General features: G+C 50.6%; 28 protein-coding genes. All 28 read right to left on the bottom strand.

What is annotated here, in order from left to right:
• Positions 1-62: 62 nt before the first annotated feature.
• The 28 genes from WKT05_RS02805 to WKT05_RS02670 all read right to left on the bottom strand — a co-directional run bounded on the left by WKT05_RS02805 (position 63) and on the right by WKT05_RS02670 (position 14,342).
• Entirely contained in the window at positions 63-464 is a 402-nt protein-coding gene (locus tag WKT05_RS02805) for a tail assembly chaperone (RefSeq protein WP_340412816.1), read from the bottom strand.
• 49 nt (positions 465-513) lie between these two features.
• Positions 514-1,068, bottom strand: coding sequence for a phage major tail protein, TP901-1 family (locus tag WKT05_RS02800; protein ID WP_340412815.1), 555 nt, complete (start codon positions 1,066-1,068; stop codon positions 514-516).
• An 11-nt stretch (positions 1,069-1,079) separates the two neighbouring features.
• Positions 1,080-1,472: a hypothetical protein gene (locus WKT05_RS02795; protein ID WP_340412814.1), complete on the bottom strand. Its 393-nt coding sequence runs from the start codon at positions 1,470-1,472 to the stop codon at positions 1,080-1,082.
• Positions 1,472-1,798 (bottom strand): HK97-gp10 family putative phage morphogenesis protein, encoded by a 327-nt coding sequence (locus tag WKT05_RS02790; RefSeq protein ID WP_340412813.1) that lies wholly within the window; start codon positions 1,796-1,798, stop codon positions 1,472-1,474. The genes WKT05_RS02795 and WKT05_RS02790 overlap by 1 nt, the downstream gene beginning before the upstream one ends.
• Positions 1,795-2,097 (bottom strand): hypothetical protein, encoded by a 303-nt coding sequence (locus tag WKT05_RS02785; protein WP_340412812.1) that lies wholly within the window; start codon positions 2,095-2,097, stop codon positions 1,795-1,797. The genes WKT05_RS02790 and WKT05_RS02785 overlap by 4 nt, the downstream gene beginning before the upstream one ends.
• Complete coding sequence (locus WKT05_RS02780) at positions 2,094-2,432, bottom strand: phage head-tail connector protein (RefSeq protein WP_340412811.1); 339 nt, start codon at positions 2,430-2,432, stop codon at positions 2,094-2,096. Before WKT05_RS02780 ends, WKT05_RS02785 begins: the two co-directional genes overlap by 4 nt.
• 16 nt (positions 2,433-2,448) lie before the next feature.
• Positions 2,449-2,637, bottom strand: coding sequence for a hypothetical protein (locus WKT05_RS02775; RefSeq protein ID WP_340412810.1), 189 nt, complete (start codon positions 2,635-2,637; stop codon positions 2,449-2,451).
• Positions 2,637-3,503, bottom strand: coding sequence for a hypothetical protein (locus WKT05_RS02770; RefSeq protein WP_340412809.1), 867 nt, complete (start codon positions 3,501-3,503; stop codon positions 2,637-2,639). Before WKT05_RS02770 ends, WKT05_RS02775 begins: the two co-directional genes overlap by 1 nt.
• A 15-nt stretch (positions 3,504-3,518) precedes the next feature.
• Complete coding sequence (locus tag WKT05_RS02765) at positions 3,519-4,118, bottom strand: DUF4355 domain-containing protein (protein ID WP_340412808.1); 600 nt, start codon at positions 4,116-4,118, stop codon at positions 3,519-3,521.
• An 81-nt stretch (positions 4,119-4,199) separates the two neighbouring features.
• The gene (locus WKT05_RS02760) at positions 4,200-5,129 is read right to left on the bottom strand and encodes a minor capsid protein (protein WP_340412807.1); all 930 of its coding nucleotides are present in this window, start codon (positions 5,127-5,129) and stop codon (positions 4,200-4,202) included.
• A gap of 3 nt (positions 5,130-5,132) precedes the next feature.
• A complete protein-coding gene (locus tag WKT05_RS02755; protein ID WP_340412806.1) occupies positions 5,133-6,479 on the bottom strand; it encodes a phage portal protein in 1,347 nt (448 codons plus the stop codon).
• 12 nt (positions 6,480-6,491) lie between these two features.
• A complete protein-coding gene (locus tag WKT05_RS02750) occupies positions 6,492-7,739 on the bottom strand; it encodes a PBSX family phage terminase large subunit (protein ID WP_340412805.1) in 1,248 nt (415 codons plus the stop codon).
• The gene (locus WKT05_RS02745) at positions 7,726-8,160 is read right to left on the bottom strand and encodes a terminase small subunit (protein WP_340412804.1); all 435 of its coding nucleotides are present in this window, start codon (positions 8,158-8,160) and stop codon (positions 7,726-7,728) included. Before WKT05_RS02745 ends, WKT05_RS02750 begins: the two co-directional genes overlap by 14 nt.
• Positions 8,161-8,309: 149 nt before the next feature.
• Positions 8,310-8,717: a hypothetical protein gene (locus WKT05_RS02740; RefSeq protein WP_340412803.1), complete on the bottom strand. Its 408-nt coding sequence runs from the start codon at positions 8,715-8,717 to the stop codon at positions 8,310-8,312.
• A gap of 164 nt (positions 8,718-8,881) precedes the next feature.
• Complete coding sequence (locus WKT05_RS02735; protein ID WP_340412802.1) at positions 8,882-9,112, bottom strand: hypothetical protein; 231 nt, start codon at positions 9,110-9,112, stop codon at positions 8,882-8,884.
• Entirely contained in the window at positions 9,109-9,300 is a 192-nt protein-coding gene (locus WKT05_RS02730; RefSeq protein WP_340412801.1) for a hypothetical protein, read from the bottom strand. The genes WKT05_RS02735 and WKT05_RS02730 overlap by 4 nt, the downstream gene beginning before the upstream one ends.
• A complete protein-coding gene (locus WKT05_RS02725; RefSeq protein WP_340412800.1) occupies positions 9,290-9,535 on the bottom strand; it encodes a hypothetical protein in 246 nt (81 codons plus the stop codon). The genes WKT05_RS02730 and WKT05_RS02725 overlap by 11 nt, the downstream gene beginning before the upstream one ends.
• 10 nt (positions 9,536-9,545) lie before the next feature.
• The gene (locus WKT05_RS02720; RefSeq protein ID WP_340412799.1) at positions 9,546-9,989 is read right to left on the bottom strand and encodes a single-stranded DNA-binding protein; all 444 of its coding nucleotides are present in this window, start codon (positions 9,987-9,989) and stop codon (positions 9,546-9,548) included.
• Positions 9,986-10,282, bottom strand: coding sequence for a DUF3310 domain-containing protein (locus WKT05_RS02715; protein ID WP_340412798.1), 297 nt, complete (start codon positions 10,280-10,282; stop codon positions 9,986-9,988). The genes WKT05_RS02720 and WKT05_RS02715 overlap by 4 nt, the downstream gene beginning before the upstream one ends.
• A complete protein-coding gene (locus WKT05_RS02710; RefSeq protein ID WP_340412797.1) occupies positions 10,279-10,455 on the bottom strand; it encodes a DUF7336 domain-containing protein in 177 nt (58 codons plus the stop codon). The genes WKT05_RS02715 and WKT05_RS02710 overlap by 4 nt, the downstream gene beginning before the upstream one ends.
• A gap of 108 nt (positions 10,456-10,563) precedes the next feature.
• On the bottom strand, positions 10,564-11,391 hold the full coding sequence (locus WKT05_RS02705) for a hypothetical protein (RefSeq protein WP_340412796.1): 828 nt from the start codon (positions 11,389-11,391) through the stop codon (positions 10,564-10,566).
• Between the two features lie 12 nt (positions 11,392-11,403).
• Positions 11,404-11,625, bottom strand: coding sequence for a hypothetical protein (locus tag WKT05_RS02700; RefSeq protein ID WP_340412795.1), 222 nt, complete (start codon positions 11,623-11,625; stop codon positions 11,404-11,406).
• Positions 11,609-11,830, bottom strand: coding sequence for a hypothetical protein (locus WKT05_RS02695; RefSeq protein WP_340412794.1), 222 nt, complete (start codon positions 11,828-11,830; stop codon positions 11,609-11,611). The genes WKT05_RS02700 and WKT05_RS02695 overlap by 17 nt, the downstream gene beginning before the upstream one ends.
• Positions 11,827-12,177 (bottom strand): hypothetical protein, encoded by a 351-nt coding sequence (locus tag WKT05_RS02690; RefSeq protein WP_340412793.1) that lies wholly within the window; start codon positions 12,175-12,177, stop codon positions 11,827-11,829. The genes WKT05_RS02695 and WKT05_RS02690 overlap by 4 nt, the downstream gene beginning before the upstream one ends.
• 249 nt (positions 12,178-12,426) lie before the next feature.
• On the bottom strand, positions 12,427-12,855 hold the full coding sequence (gene dut / locus WKT05_RS02685) for a dUTP diphosphatase (RefSeq protein WP_340412792.1): 429 nt from the start codon (positions 12,853-12,855) through the stop codon (positions 12,427-12,429).
• Between the two features lie 180 nt (positions 12,856-13,035).
• A complete protein-coding gene (locus tag WKT05_RS02680; protein ID WP_340412791.1) occupies positions 13,036-13,365 on the bottom strand; it encodes a VRR-NUC domain-containing protein in 330 nt (109 codons plus the stop codon).
• A complete protein-coding gene (locus WKT05_RS02675; protein WP_340412790.1) occupies positions 13,334-13,525 on the bottom strand; it encodes a hypothetical protein in 192 nt (63 codons plus the stop codon). The genes WKT05_RS02680 and WKT05_RS02675 overlap by 32 nt, the downstream gene beginning before the upstream one ends.
• Positions 13,476-14,342: a DUF4373 domain-containing protein gene (locus tag WKT05_RS02670; protein ID WP_340412789.1), complete on the bottom strand. Its 867-nt coding sequence runs from the start codon at positions 14,340-14,342 to the stop codon at positions 13,476-13,478. Before WKT05_RS02670 ends, WKT05_RS02675 begins: the two co-directional genes overlap by 50 nt.
• Positions 14,343-14,362 lie beyond the last annotated feature (20 nt).

The raw sequence follows: 14,362 nt of genomic DNA, 5'->3' as shown, positions 1-14,362 counted from the left end.
CGCCTGCTCCACGGTAAAGTCCGGGCGCAATTTTAAAATCTTAACCAGGTAATCGTAGTAGGTTAGGCTTTCTCTGCTGCCTTCTTTGCTTTTTCCACTGCCGTCTTGTAGTTCTTCGCGGCGTGTTTTGTAAGTGCCGCCTCGGATAAAAAATCCTGTGCCGCTTTAAAAAGTGCGTCATACTCTTTATCGGTCATGGCCCCGATCATGTCGATGATGTCGTTTTCGGGCGGCTTGCTGCCTAGATGTAAGGTAGCTGCGCGGATAAAATGTAAGACCGCATTTAGGTTTTGCATTGTGATTTCTGCGATCAATAACCGCACGCCGACACCAAAGTCCACGCCGTCGTCCTCGATTTTATAAATGCCATCTAAGTAGTCTAGCGACTTAAAGGTCATACGTAGCGGGTAGGTTCCTTTTCCAGTTTCCAGCGTGTAGTCTCGGCCGTCTTTTTTGATTCCCATGATTTCCCCCTAAACAAAAAAATAGGGACGCGTTTTGCGCCCCCGTTGATTACTTGCTTTCTTTCTCTGCGTTTTTCTCGTTTTCCTCGCCCGTGTAAACTTCGGTGTCGCGGAATACATATTGCATAAGCTCTTCTTGTTCTTCCGATAGCGGCGTATAGCCTTTTTGCCGCTTGCCGTTTGTCTTAAAGGTAAACTCAATTTCCGCGGCGTCCTCTGCGCTTCCCGTGCGGGCGTAGTCCGTCACCTTGCCTTGGCGGTATTCCGCTTTAAATAAGCCTTTCTCATTTTTTGCGCCTCGGTCAATTTCCCACACTTCGATGGTGCGGTTGTCGTAAAACGCGCGCTCGACAAAGTCCCCGGTCGGGTCATTGCGCGCCATGATGGTCTTGATGCTGACTTCTTCTTCCAGCGTTGCGGACGATGTGACGCCACCGTCTTTTGTGGCGGTGGTGTCGCTGTCCCGACTTGCCTCGACGCTGTGTTCGGTTTGGAACGCCATTTTCGTGGCGGGTTTGGTTTTTGCCTCGTCCAGGTCGCGGAAAAGCAGGATAAGCTCCACGCCCATGACTGCCGAAATTTCTGCTGCCTTTGTATCTGCCATTGTATGCCCCCTTAATGTGGTTTTACTTGTATGTCAATAATCGCCTGCAATAGCGGCACCGATGTTGATGTGTCGGCGCGCTGCCTATAGTCGATGTTGACAATATGATAATTATAAAAATCTGTCTTGCTTGCTTGCCGTATGGCTGCCATAAACCGCGTGGCGATGTCTACCATGCTGCCGCGCTCGTCGGGCTTGTCGTCGTAAATATAGACCGTTTGGTAAAGCGTGGGAAAAATGACGCTTTTGTTTTGCCAGGTGCCGTCCACGTGCTGCTGCTCGCCTAAATAAATAAAGGGATAAGCCGCGCCCGCGGGCGGTAGGTAGCTGTAAACATTGGCCTCGCCGATTAAGTCGACGGCCACGTCCCGGCAAAGATTATAAAAATCCAACTCCGGTGTCATTATCTGACCGCCTTTCTTAAATCCGCGACAAATGCGCCTTCTACGCTTTGTAGTGCGGGCTTCATAAATGGCTGCGCCGCCATTTTTCGGGTGCCTGTTTCTACCCATTTACCGTATTCGGTGTGTTCTTGTACTTTCGCCGTCATGCTGCTTACCTCCAGCGTGATGCTGCGTTTTAGGTGCCCCGTGTCGACCGGGACGTTTCGCAAGGCGGCTTTGTGCATGGCTGCGCCGTGCTTTTGCACCACCTTGGAAACCTTGCCCCTCACTTCCTCGCCGCTTAACGCTTTTAATAGGCTATCGATGCCGCTTAACGTTATTTTCATTGCGCTTTCACCGCCTCGATGGTCTGCCGGTTGCGGTAGGTTTTTACTGATTTCGGGTCGTACCGCTCCCCGGCGATTTCTAAAAAGTCGAAGTCCGCGGTGACGGGCGATTTTAGGCGCACGGTGATGGCGTCGATGCCCACGGTGCCGTAAAGCAGCTGTTCCCGTTCCAGGCCCACGTCAGTGACGTCCGCCATGCGGTAATCTACGCGGCCGCCCGTGGTTTCGTAGTTCCCGGTCTTGCGGTTGTATCGCTTTTCGCGGCCGCTGACAAATTTCACACGCGCTTCGAACCTCATAAAAAACGCACCTTTCTTTTGCCCGGGCCGTCGGCTTTGTCGGCAAGGTAGGCGTCGATGATGTCGTTGTACGCGGCAAAATCGTCGGCGTTAAACTCAATCGTTCGGCCGTCTTGGGCTTCCCGCGCCATGCCCTCGGATCCTATGCGATTAAAGCGTATGATCGCCACTTCCGCCACGATGTAATCAAGGGCGGGCGGCACGCTCTCCTCGCCGATGCGCGAACATAGCTTCCGCTCCGTCAAGTCGATGACGGTTTCCAGCAGCTTTTCTTTCTCAGGCGCGGCTTTCCCGTCAATAAAGATAAGATTCTTTACCGTTTCTAAGATATTCACGGCCGCCCCCCTTTCTTTACTTTTTCGCGGCTCTCGGCGCGGCTTTTGTTTTGGCCACGGTCTCGACGTTTGCGGCGACTGCCACGCCCTTGGCGATTAGCTCTTCGGCCCGCTTGGCGTCCTCATAATCTAAAAGGGCGCCGCGGCTACGTAGCTTTTTCCCCGCGTCTTTGTCGTAGTAGTCGCGCGTTACTCGTACAAGCATTATGCCGTCACCGCTGCTTTGATGGTGACTTTTACGATACCGTCCAGTCTTTCGGCGGTCAGTACGCCCGACGCCACGACGGTGGTTTCGCTCGTCAATCTGTCGCCCGTTTGTTCGCGGCGGATGCCCACGATGCCCGTTTCGTCGGTGATAAGGTTAAATTCGCGGGCCGCTTCGCCGTTTTGTAGGTCGGCGTATCCAAAGATTAGGTTTTCAACCGCGGTGACGTATGCGACGCCTTTTTCCACTTGCGGCGTGACGATGGCCACGTCTGCGCCCAGGAAATTGGTCAGGTAGTTAAGGCCAAATTCTTTTTGCATGGTCACGGATGCGTTGCCTAAGTAGTCGGCCACGTCCAGCGGATTGACAAAGGCGACAACTTCCGCGCCGTCGTCCTCAAAGATGGTTTGCACGTTGCCCCAGCCTTGCGCCAGTGCGCCTTGGAGACCCACGCCTTCGGCGGTCTTTTGTGCCGCTTTGATGTTGGTGAAGATGTCCGCCTTAATCTTTTTTTGTACTTCCTTAATCAATGCCGCGTCGGTCATGGTGATGGCGCGTTCGATGCCGTATTTTTGCACGTCCTCAAAGGCAACGGCCTTGCGGGCTTTTTGGTATGTGAGTTCTTTCGCTTCTGCGGGCTCAACTTTTACCTCGGAAAGCGGGATAATGTCGCCCTTTTCTACAGGTGCGCCGTCGATGGTTGCGACGGTTTTGTATACTTGGATCCTGTCGCCTACGCGCATCGGGAATTGGCGGTGTACGCCCAGCGCGTCAAGTAAGCCTTTGAGGCTGTCCCCAAATTTATTGGTGACGACAATCGCGTTCGCTGTGCCTAATTTTTCGGTGAGTTTTTCAGGTTTTGCCATAATTCTTTCACTCCTTTATCTAAATAATTCTAAGTTCTCGGCGACTGCCCTTCGGCGTTCGCCCTCGTCTTTGATGCTTAAAATATCTTGCTTGGTAAGCGGTTTATTTCCGCCCAGCTTCTTGGGTGTTTGCCCTTTCAGTCGGGCCTCCACCTCTTTGGTGACGGCGTCATTAAACGCTTCGGCGAACGCGTCGATGTTGGCCTTTGTGCTTTCTGCGTCCTCGGTGATTAAGCTGTGGACGATGCTGTCCGATACCGTGATATTCTGTTCGGATAGCATTTTTCGGGCGGTGGCACTCATTTCGCTGCGGACTTTGTCGGCTTTCAGTGCCGCCAACTCCTCGGCCATTTTTTGGTGCTCGTACTCCCGTTTTTTGTCCTCGTCCATCTCTGCAAGTTTCCGCGCCTCGTCCGCTTCTCTTAGGGCTTCGGCGATTTCTTCTTCTTGCTTTTTCTTCTCCCGGGCTAAACGCTTCTTGACGATTTCGTCCACGTCTTTGTCTGTGTACTTCTTTTCGTCCTCTTTCGGCGCTTGCTCTTCTTGGCCGCTGTCTTGGCCTTGGCTTTGGCTCTCGTCGCGTTTTTCGTCGTCTAATAATTTTTCGTCGTCCATGTTGTCTCCCCCATGTGTTTATAGTTTCAATGCTTAACTTCCCCCCGGCCTTTTTACGTCATGACGGCTCGGACGATAAAATCACTCTTTATAATGCGCCGCCGCTCCGCACTTGCAGAACGGGTGCATGGGAAAGTAATTTTCCCCCGGCATGGCTTTCGCCACCTCGAAGACTTGGCCGTCTAAATCTGCGCAAACGGGACAAGCGGTAGGCTCGGCGATGTACTCGTAATATTCGTAGCCCGCCACCTCGAAGCACTCTTTGGCCACCTCGCCTTGCACTCGCGCGGACTCGGTGATAGCGATTCTTCGGGCGGCGTACTCGCTGTATTCGATGTCCGCGCTCATGGCACTGTATAGCGTCCGCTTCCACTTGTTCGGGTTTTGTCCGCGGATAATGGACCGCGTGATGCCCTCTTCCAGCTTGCTTTTCAGGCGCCGTTGGTCCGCCCAGATGCGGTCGGAAAAGTCCGCCGCGTGGAAGTCTGCCCGAGCGATGGTTTTAATATCGCGGTTGATGCGCTCCACGCTCAACGGCTCGACGCCTAAAAACTCGGCCCGCTCGCGTAGCTCCGATTCCCCGGTCTTTACGATGTAGTCGCCGACGGTGGTTTCCAGCTGCCCGTAGGTGTCAATCAAGGACAAATTCACATTTTCTAGCAGCGCTTCCATGCGCGTGAGGCGGCTCGTGATATTTAATCTATCCAGCTGCCGCTTTTGCTCTTCCGTCAAATTGCCGCGAAGGTTCATGCGGCGCACGGCTTCAAGCGTGCGGCGGTAGTCGATGGCGTCGATGCGCCTGTTTGCCTCGCCCAGCGTGATGCCGTTTTTATCGGCATACCGGCCCATAAAGCGATATATTTCATCTTGGATGCCCGTGCGTAGGTCTTTATAGATGCTTTCCACGCGCTTATTAAATGCTTTATCCTCGCTTTTTCTGCGCCTTATGGCCGCTTGCTCACGCTTGGCGGCGTAAGCCCTCATTTTCGCGCGGTCTTTTTCCACGTCCATGGCCTAAAACTCCCTGTGCTGCTCGTCCATGTACTCGCGATAGTGGGCGTCACCTTGCGCGGCTTCAAGGTCGATCATTTCCATTTCCTGCTTGATGTCGTCCACCACCGATAGGGTCGACAAGGCCGTTGCTCTCGACGTGATCCCCATAAGCTGCGCCGCCGTCTGTGCTTCTTCGGCGGTGTTGTTGGGAATGTTGCGCGTAAAGATAAATTTGATTCCCGTTAAGTCCTCGGGTCGGATTGGCGTGTTGGGAATGTTCGATATCAATTCATAGCGGCGATTCAATCCTCGGACGAACTTCCGTTCTTTGACGTTGGCAAGGTTGGCCATGCTTTGGAGCTTGTATTTTAGGGCGATTCCAGACGCGGCCCCGAATTTCTCGTCGTTGATGTTTGCCACCATGGAGAGGTTAAAAATCAAGGTTTCCAGGCGGTTGATCAGGTTTTCCTGCGTCTCGTCCGCGTTGGGCTTTTCTAAAAATTTTACCTCGACGTTATCGCCGCCGATTGGGGCTTCCATGTTGATAATGCGGTTGTACTTGATATTTAAAAGGTCCTTATCTTCCACCAGCGCCCCTAAGATTGCCATGTAGGCGTCCGCGAAATAGTCCACGTCGTTGGCCTTCTCGCTGATGGCGCGGTTGTAGGCGTTTATCAGTGTTTCCACGTTTTCAAAGGCCCCTTGCAGCTCCTCGTTCTCCACGTACTCGATGATGGGGACGGCGCGGAAGTAATGCGGGACCGTGTCCGTGACGATAAGGTCGCCGTCGTCGTTTTGCTCAAAGTATTCGATGGCCGTGTCGTCCGATACCGTGCCGATAAGCTGCCCGTCGGCGTTTGTGGTGTATCGCACGCCATAAAGCGGCCGCTCTCTAATGCTGTTGTCGTAAATGATAAAGGCGTTCGTCGGGTCGATGTACGTGCTTCCGACGCGGGCGTCCTCGTCCACGAATAAAAGCTCGTAGCATCGCCCGTAAATGCTGCATTTTTTGCTTAACTCGCTGTTTAGGTCGTCGATGTCGTTTAGCCGCTCAAAGTCTTGGATAAAAGCGTTCGCCGCGTCGCTCTCGGCCGTTGTCTTAATCGGTATCCCCGTAAAAAAGCCGTTTAGCGTGTCGACGATGTATTTTGCATGATTGGCCACCAGGCGGTTGTCGGGCTTGTAATCGGGCTTGTTGCTGCTCTCCAGTAAGATTGCATGTTTGCCCATATACATATTTTTTAGGTCCATGTATCGCGCCGCCAGTAGCTTGTGACGGCCGATAAAGTCTTTTAGTACCTCATAAGTAAAATCGTCTTTGCTGTCGATGTTAAATTCGCGGCTGTCCGCTGTTGCCTTAATCTCCATGTCTCCCCCCTCTTATAGTGAGTGCTTAAAAGTTTGTACTCTGCCGCGGTCGCCCTTTCTCCAGCCTTCCACGCCATAGCGAAGGGCGGCCATGGCATCGTCGAAAAAGTCCACGGGCTCATCTAAGTATTGGCCGCTTGCTGCGTCTTTTTTCCACTTCCACTGTCCTATCTCTTTCAAAGTGTTTGTACAGGACGGGTCGATGTAAATCGTCCGCTGCTTTAGCCAGTCGATTTGCGTTTTTTGATACTTAATTCCCCGCGTTGTTTCCTTGCTGACGGGTCGCGCGTTGTAGCCTGCTTTCCGCCACATTTGGATCCGGTCGGGCTCCGCTGAATCGCACCACATGGGCGACTTCACGGGGAAGCGGCCTTCCGCCATGTCGATGATCTCTTCGGTGTCTTTTTCGTAAACATAAAGCTCGCGAAGGATATAAAGGTTCCCGTCCTTATAGCCGATAAGCAATATCGCGTTCGCGTGATTAAATCCAAAGTCTTGGCCGATGGCGACGGCGTCCATATCGCGCAAAGTGTAAGATGTTTTCTTTACTTCCCAATTCTCCAGGACTAAGCCGCCGACTTCGCCCCACTCGCCGAGGCCGTAAATGCGGTAGCCGTCGGGATCTAGTTTCTTCCGCCGCTCCATGCGCTCATGGTATGCGGCATCTATAAAGCGGTTGCCCGTGTAGTTGGATTGATGGGTCATGACGTTCGGGTCGTCCACGTCAAAAAATGCGGCTTTTATCCAGTGATTTTTTGATACCGGGTTAAAAGTTAGCTTTATTTGGTAAAACTGCCCGGCGGGTAGCTCTCCACGAAGGCGGTCGTCAATGATTTCAAAATCCGATTGCGTAAATTCTGTTGCCTCTTCCAGCCATACGTCGGTTAGCTTCCCACTTTCAAAGGTGATTGATTTTAATTTCTCCCGTTGTCTTTCGTCATTGCATCCGCGGAAAATAATTGTGTTACCGTTGGCGCACGTGATCTTTAGCGGCGATAAAGTCGCTTTCCAATATTTCCCGACGCCCATGCGATTGATGGCGCCTAAAAGCTCGGAAAAGGTGCTGTCGCGGTTGGTGACCTCGGACTTGCGCATAACAAGCAGGTTGCGGCCCTTGTCTTGCATAAGCCGTAAAATATACGCCTGCGCCGTGTCGACGCTTTTTCCGCTGCCCGCTGAACCTTTTAAAGCGATGTAGCGGCATCGGCTTTGGTGTACCGGCTTAAATGACGGGTTAAATTCCGCCTTAATCGTCGCCATAGTCCACCACCACGTGGAGATCCATGTCGATTTCGGTTTCTTGGCGGTCGATAAAGCCGCCATTGCATCGGATAATATGCTCCAGCGACTTCTGCCGGTCCTCGATGGACGGCGTAAACGTATATTCGATGTCTTTTAAAACCTCGCCCGTCGCCTTGTCAACCTTCCGGCTAACCGCCGTTTGCAGCTCGCCCCGGGCGATAGACGACGATATTTCCAGCGCCTCTTCCAGGGCCATAATTCGCTTGTTTTCTCCCGGCGCGGAAAGCTCGGCGATGTAGGCCATGATGTGCGGCTTTGCAAGGTTGTTGCAGCCTTGCTGCTTTGCGTTTGACGCCTTATATCCTGCGGCTATCGCGGATTGCTTGGCGTTGCCTGTAGCGGCGTAGTGCTCCGCGAAACGCTTTTGCTGTGGTGTCAATCTTTGTTTTTTGGCCATCGCTCCCCCCTTTCCGTGGCCACGAAAAAGCCCACGGTATAACCCGCGGGCCCTGTTAGAAAAATGTTGCATAAGGATATAGTCTTTGACAATACCAGCGTATAACGTAAAATGCGGGATTTTCGCAAAATTTATTCTTCGGCGGTACTTTTTAGGTACTCGTCATGTATATAGCGCGCATAACTCTCGTGTCGGCTGCCTAAATAAATGCTGATTTTTTGATAACTCCAGCCGTAAATATAACGACGCTCAAAGACTAAGCGGGTGCGGCTGTCGTCTATACCCGCGATAAAGCTTTCTATGCTCAATTTTGCGGCCTCACACTCCATTCGCCTATGTCTTAATATGGCCCTGAGTTTCTCCGCCGCCTGCGTCGATTCTACGCCTTCAACAGTTACTGATATACGCTGATATGGAAACTCCACGTTAGATGCGGTTACTTTGTCCGACGATACCCGCTCCAGTTTTTTGATACGGGCTTCAAGGCTTTTTATCTCTTTGAGTAAATACCGATACTGTCCCAGCGTCGCTTTATCCATGCTCCCCCCTTATGCTTTTCCCTGTGTTATGTATCGCGGCAAGGTCCCACCCCGCGCTCATTGTGCCGCGTAGCGCCCCGCGACGGCTTGCTCGGGCTTTCGCCCACTAAACGTAAAGTCGAAAAAGATGTTGTGCTTGCTTTCTGCCGTCGCCACCATTTTTTTCACCGGTCCGATAAATGCTCGGAAAGACCGCGCCATGCTTTCGCGTCGCAATCCATCCCAAGGTTTTTGCACTCGGCGATTTCTTTTATGATTAAGTCCTTGCTCTTTTCCGTCAATTCGTCGCTGTTGTCTTTTAGAATCTGCGCGATAATATCCACGATATACGTGCTCCGCCCCAGCGCGTATCTAAACGCTGCTATATATAATACTTGTTTTTCTGCTGTGTTCATTTTTCCCTCCACGTAAATTCCAGGCCGATCTCCTCTTCCAGCGCGCCCGTGATATCGTCAAGGCTGATGCGCCCGTCGCCTATATCGTCGGCCACCTCGGCCGCTACCTCGGCTTTTGCGTCTTTCTTGATCTGCTCGATCTGCGCCCAGGTGAGGTTATAGGTCGGCGTTTTATTTTTATTCTTCATCGGCAATGATGCTCATTTCTTTTTCATCGCCAATAATTCTTATTTCTTTGATTTCGTCGCCATTTATTACGCGATAGCCGCCGCTTTCGGGGATGCACACGAATCCGGTATCCTCGATTTGTTCCATCAAGGTCCCTGATACGTTCATCATTATTTTTTCTTCGCTTTTGTGTTTTTGGGTTTCGATCTTTGTTTCCACGACTTCGCCGTCGCTTAAATAAATTTTAATTCTCATTTTCTCCCCCCTAAAATGGCACGTCCGCGTTGTCTATCGGATAATAGCCTGCGTTGTTATCCTGCGGTGCAAAGCCGCCGCCTCCTGCCCCACTGTTATTTCCGCCACCACCGTTCTCCGCTGCGGCCTCTACAAAGTGCACGCGGTTCACCACAACGTCGGTGGTATAGACGCGCTCGCCGTTTTTCTCGTAGCTGCCCGTGTTGATTCGGCCTTCCACGGCGATGCGGTTTCCCTTGTGGAAATAATTTGCAAGCATTTCCGCGGTTTTTCCAAATGCCTTTATGCTGATAAAGTCCGCTGTCGGCTGACCGCTCGCTTCCGCTTCCTGCCGCTTTTCCTTGCTCATCGGGCGGTTTACTGCGATAACGGCGAAACAGTTCGCCGTGCCGCCTTGGCTGTATTTGAGTTCCGGGTCACGCGTTAAGCGCCCGTAAAGTGCTACTAAATTCATTTTTCGGCTGCCTCTCTTTCTGCCTCGTCCTTATACAGCAACGGATTCGATTTTTTTATAAATTCCCGTTCTTTTTCTTCCGCCTCTTCTACCGCCTCTAGCCTTGCGATATAGTCCATCGCCTTTTTTAAATCCTCGATACCGCCCTTTTGCTTGTAGCGGATCAAGTATTTAATGGCGTTACCTCGCAAAAAGCCCTTAAATTCTTCGGATCCTAAGATTTTTTCCAGTGCGTCCATGCTGTCGCTTCCGTCGCTTAAAACATAATGCGAAGGCGTGTTAAATTTGCTCATTTTTCCACCTCAAATTCTGCAATATTCACACAAAAAGGCACGATTCTATCCGCCTCTGTGTTTAGTACATAATCAGCAAGTGCCGTTTTTGCCTTCCCCAGTGATTCAAAAACACCGATAATTGATTCTTTACCGGATGCTCCCGTTGTATCCAGCACTACAAAAACTTTCATCATTTCCCCCTTTACTTTAGGTTTTTAATTCTCCAGTACACAAATGACGCCCACGCAATTAAAAGCGCTGCGTTTGATACTGCACGTATGATTTCGGCTTTTAGGTAATCACTCATCATTTCCCCCTAACTTTTTCACAATTTCCTTTTCTGCGTCGGACAGCTGCCATTCGTGGACCGCCTCTCCGCGGTCATTTATCCCGTCGGCCTGTCCCATCGCCTTGGCGTATAACCACGCTTCGGTGTCTTTCTCGGCTTCCACGCGTCGCGCCGCTGCGTCGTCGGATATTAAAAACCCGCCGCCGAAAATTGTTTTTTTATGCGGCTTTTGTGCGTCCAGTCGTCGAATAAATTTAATCTCGCCGCGGTTAAATTTTAGATCGCCATGCTGTGGCCGGATACGCCCCACCCTCGTGCCGGTTATCACGTGCGGCGGGTACTCGTATCTAATCACGGCGCCCTCTTCTGCTTCCTGCGCCTCTTTTATGGCGTCCAGCAAGTCGACGGCGGTGCGGACGGCTGCCACGTCCATGTTAGTTAAAAAAGATGTTTTTACGTTTGCACCGTTGTCGTAGGTAATATTCGCGGTGCACGATACAAGGCACAGCCCCCTTTCGATTCGTTTGCCGTGGCTAAAAAGCGTCAAGGCGGGCGCAAAGATAAAAAACGGCACCTCGTTGTCTAAGTAAAAATCTACAATTTCGGCAAGGATACTAAAGGGCGGGTTATCTACAACGGCCTTCCCCGTGTAGTCTTGCGCGCGATAATCACCGCCCGGATAAAACGGCCTCACAATGTCGGCGGCGTTGATCCCGTATTCCGACACCACCCAATCGCGGATGGCGTCATATACCTTGTCCGGTGTATAGCAATCATCGGTCGTTTTCTTCGGCTTAAATTTCTCGACAAATTCCTCGTATGTTTCGCCTGCTGCCATGCTTCCCCCTATCTAATACTCAAAATTTCCAGCTTTGGCGGCTTGCTCATAGCAAAAGGCGTCGTATGCCTCTACCAGCTGCTTTTGCTGCCACTTAACCATGGCCAGTATGCATTCCCGCGAATAGCAAAGTTTTCTGTCGCCCTCGCTTGTTGCGTCGTCAATCATTTTTTGCTTTTCTGCCGGATTCGCTTTTTCAAAGGCGATCGTGTCTTCTCTAAAATAATTGTTCATCGTCGCTTACCTCTTTATTTATTAGATCCTGTATGCAATAGTCATTGATGATCGGCTGTAGTAAATCAAAATCAGTTAGTGCGGCAGTATCTCCACTGTGGTACCAAACAAACGCCTTACCGTCGTTTCTGATTCTTTTAATCTTTCCTATCTCGTAACCGTTGATCCCTTTATAAAGCACTAATTGGCCTTTTTTAAAGTTCATGATAATTCCGCCTCATAAGTATCTAGCACATTTAACAACCCCTCTTTTAATATTTCTGATATATAATCTACTGTTTCATCTCTATCCACCACGTCGTTCATGTCTTTTTTAGCGTTGACCACCATTGTTTCTAATCCGTAATCAATACCGTCATAAACTGTGGTAGTCCAATTATCTATAATCCAATCTCTAAAATCTTCTTTTGGCGTGTTTATATTTATTGATGGTGTCAAACTTACATCATCAATTACTCGCAAACAAAAATCTCTATATTTTTTTGGCATGGTCGATTCTCCGAGTTCGTATCGGATTCTCTTGCGACTGATTAAGTCGGATAATTCTGTCATTTTTTCTCCTTTATCTCAATTCCCAAAGGCTCTAGTGGAATGGTGTAATCGTCAATGCTAAGCGTCATGCCATCCTCGTCCTTTGTAAGTTGCACCCAAAATTCATGATCGATAAATCCTGTGTCCGTGGTCATTAACCCTTTCACGGGCTTTTTTATTTTGATTGTTTTTTAATGTAAAATTCTTTCAATGCTTCTACGCTCCGCGTTTTTAACGCCTCGCCTAACTCTTTAACATAATCATTTGCCATCATCTTTCCCCCGTACTTCCAAATCCATCTTCGCCGCGCTGTGTACCGCTTAAATGCTCACTTTGCTCTAAAGGTACAGTCAAGTAGGGCATAATCACCATCTGCGCCGCTCTCGTCTTGGGCTCTATAGTTAAGTTATCCACACCCCTGTTGATAACTCTGATTCCGATCTCTCCCCTATAGTCACTGTCAATGATTCCCGCGGAATTGATCACGTCCAGGCCCTTACGTCCCAGCCCGCTTCGGACCACCACCAGCCCAAAACACCCGTCGGGTATCTCCACCGATAGCCGCGTTTCTAAGTCCGCGATTTCTCCCGGCGCAATGGTCACGGCCTCGTCGCCGTTATAGTACAGGTCAAGGCCTGCGGCCTCTTCGCTTGCGTATTTCGGCGGCATGGATCCTTCGCCGCGTAATTTATATCTCATGACTTTATATCTCCTCTCTTCCTCATGCGCTCACGGTTTTCTTCCGCGTACCCGCGCAGCATACTTTCTTCCATGCGCTTTTCTCGGGCGCGATCCAGGCGCTCACGCTCGGCCCGGTATATCTCACAACGGGCATGGCACCCGACGGCCCGGTCTTTGCATTTGTAGCAGCCGCGTTGCCTACCCACGGATCAAGTCCCCGAAGCCTAAAATTTCGAAGGCATCGTCGACGCTGCGGGCCACGCCATAAAGCACCGCACCGCGGAGCGAATCACCAAATGCTATTTGCTCGTCGCTTCGCGTTTGCTTCGGACGCTTAACCTCGATGAAGAACATTTTTCCGTCACGCCTGCGGTATCCGAACAGGTCCGGGAAACCCTCGGGCATCCCTTGAATGTATCGTCTGCCGTCAAGGCTTTTAAAGGTGCCACTAGAGGCCACCCAGCAGCGGCCGATTCCCGCTGCATTTATGGCGTCTTTAATATTTTTCTGTATGTTCGATTCTTTCAACGCTCCACCTCACATTCTTTTCGCCGATAATGACCCCGCCGACGGCGCTTATGACTTTGTAGCCCTCGGCGGTAAAATTGCGCGCAATGGCATCGCGCTCTTCGGCGCTACTATACGCTTGCGCCACTATGCTGACCGCTGCTTCCATGGATAAATTCATCGCGCTTTCTTTCCGCCATGGCATCCAGCTCATCGGGCGTGTACCTATCCGCAATGCGTTTATCTGCTTCGCCCGTTTTCTTCTCTTTGCTTGTAAAGTCCCTAAATTTGCCCGAGAGTATATCGGCTTTGAAACTATCGGCAAGCGGACGCGATATATATAGCTTCTCGCGCAACCATCGACTTTTCGAAAGCTCTTCTGCGATTTTTGTTGTCTCGGTCTCGGTCAACGTCTCCAGAAATGGCAGCGGCTGATCCTTGGGTACGGATAAAAGATTCCGTATGCGCAATTCTGCCTTTCCTTTCCTTTCCTCTACTCTACTTTCCTTTTCTTTTCTTTTCTTTCCTTTACTTTGTGTACTTACGGGAACATTATCTTGAGTTACTGATTCAGTAACTCCGGTTTCTGCGTCATTAACTCCAGTTACTTCTACATTTATCATCAGTAACTCGGCCTTCAATCCCTCTTTCTTGCGTTTCTCCGTCGCTTTGAAATACCGTTTTTGTATCCCTGTGGACGTTAAAACGTTGTAATCGTCGAACATTTGTTGGCTAAAAAAATCAACTTGCAGCGCCTTGTTTACTATTTCCGCCACTACGCCCTCTTTGATCCCGAGCGAATCAGAAATCAAGAACGCCACGTCTTCGTTCCAGTCCATGTAATATCCCTCGTCACCGTAAATATTACCGAGCAGGTGAATTATAACGGCGATAGAACTTGCGCCACATGCGCGTAAAATGCGCCTGATTTTTATGTTGCTTAAAAAGTCTGTATCCATCGGGTAGTACTCAATGGATTTTAGCAATGGCCTTGCCATATACACCCCCATTTATACAG

The sequence above is a fragment of the Peptoniphilus sp. HCN-40583 genome (assembly GCF_037892835.1).
Taxonomy (GTDB): domain Bacteria; phylum Bacillota; class Clostridia; order Tissierellales; family Peptoniphilaceae; genus Aedoeadaptatus; species Aedoeadaptatus rachelemmaiella.
This window is presented reverse-complemented; position numbering and strand designations above follow the sequence as displayed.

Excerpts from the sequence above, each read along its gene's own strand:
- WKT05_RS02715 (WP_340412798.1), bottom strand. The coding sequence starts at position 10,282 with ATGAGCAAATTTAACACGCCTTCGCATTATGTTTTAAGCGACGGAAGC.
- WKT05_RS02720 (WP_340412799.1), bottom strand. The coding sequence starts at position 9,989 with ATGAATTTAGTAGCACTTTACGGGCGCTTAACGCGTGACCCGGAACTC.
- dut (WP_340412792.1), bottom strand. The coding sequence starts at position 12,855 with ATGAGATATAAATTACGCGGCGAAGGATCCATGCCGCCGAAATACGCA.
- WKT05_RS02695 (WP_340412794.1), bottom strand. The coding sequence starts at position 11,830 with ATGAACTTTAAAAAAGGCCAATTAGTGCTTTATAAAGGGATCAACGGT.
- WKT05_RS02690 (WP_340412793.1), bottom strand. The coding sequence starts at position 12,177 with ATGACAGAATTATCCGACTTAATCAGTCGCAAGAGAATCCGATACGAA.
- WKT05_RS02735 (WP_340412802.1), bottom strand. The coding sequence starts at position 9,112 with ATGAACACAGCAGAAAAACAAGTATTATATATAGCAGCGTTTAGATAC.
- WKT05_RS02775 (WP_340412810.1), bottom strand. The coding sequence starts at position 2,637 with ATGCTTGTACGAGTAACGCGCGACTACTACGACAAAGACGCGGGGAAA.
- WKT05_RS02760 (WP_340412807.1), bottom strand. The coding sequence starts at position 5,129 with ATGGACGTGGAAAAAGACCGCGCGAAAATGAGGGCTTACGCCGCCAAG.
- WKT05_RS02800 (WP_340412815.1), bottom strand. The coding sequence starts at position 1,068 with ATGGCAGATACAAAGGCAGCAGAAATTTCGGCAGTCATGGGCGTGGAG.
- WKT05_RS02700 (WP_340412795.1), bottom strand. The coding sequence starts at position 11,625 with ATGAACAATTATTTTAGAGAAGACACGATCGCCTTTGAAAAAGCGAAT.
- WKT05_RS02795 (WP_340412814.1), bottom strand. The coding sequence starts at position 1,472 with ATGACACCGGAGTTGGATTTTTATAATCTTTGCCGGGACGTGGCCGTC.
- WKT05_RS02770 (WP_340412809.1), bottom strand. The coding sequence starts at position 3,503 with ATGGCAAAACCTGAAAAACTCACCGAAAAATTAGGCACAGCGAACGCG.
- WKT05_RS02790 (WP_340412813.1), bottom strand. The coding sequence starts at position 1,798 with ATGAAAATAACGTTAAGCGGCATCGATAGCCTATTAAAAGCGTTAAGC.
- WKT05_RS02765 (WP_340412808.1), bottom strand. The coding sequence starts at position 4,118 with ATGGACGACGAAAAATTATTAGACGACGAAAAACGCGACGAGAGCCAA.
- WKT05_RS02675 (WP_340412790.1), bottom strand. The coding sequence starts at position 13,525 with ATGAATTTATCCATGGAAGCAGCGGTCAGCATAGTGGCGCAAGCGTAT.
- WKT05_RS02755 (WP_340412806.1), bottom strand. The coding sequence starts at position 6,479 with ATGGAGATTAAGGCAACAGCGGACAGCCGCGAATTTAACATCGACAGC.
- WKT05_RS02730 (WP_340412801.1), bottom strand. The coding sequence starts at position 9,300 with ATGAAGAATAAAAATAAAACGCCGACCTATAACCTCACCTGGGCGCAG.
- WKT05_RS02805 (WP_340412816.1), bottom strand. The coding sequence starts at position 464 with ATGGGAATCAAAAAAGACGGCCGAGACTACACGCTGGAAACTGGAAAA.
- WKT05_RS02750 (WP_340412805.1), bottom strand. The coding sequence starts at position 7,739 with ATGGCGACGATTAAGGCGGAATTTAACCCGTCATTTAAGCCGGTACAC.
- WKT05_RS02710 (WP_340412797.1), bottom strand. The coding sequence starts at position 10,455 with ATGAAAGTTTTTGTAGTGCTGGATACAACGGGAGCATCCGGTAAAGAA.
- WKT05_RS02740 (WP_340412803.1), bottom strand. The coding sequence starts at position 8,717 with ATGGATAAAGCGACGCTGGGACAGTATCGGTATTTACTCAAAGAGATA.
- WKT05_RS02725 (WP_340412800.1), bottom strand. The coding sequence starts at position 9,535 with ATGAGAATTAAAATTTATTTAAGCGACGGCGAAGTCGTGGAAACAAAG.
- WKT05_RS02705 (WP_340412796.1), bottom strand. The coding sequence starts at position 11,391 with ATGGCAGCAGGCGAAACATACGAGGAATTTGTCGAGAAATTTAAGCCG.
- WKT05_RS02785 (WP_340412812.1), bottom strand. The coding sequence starts at position 2,097 with ATGAGGTTCGAAGCGCGTGTGAAATTTGTCAGCGGCCGCGAAAAGCGA.
- WKT05_RS02670 (WP_340412789.1), bottom strand. The coding sequence starts at position 14,342 with ATGGCAAGGCCATTGCTAAAATCCATTGAGTACTACCCGATGGATACA.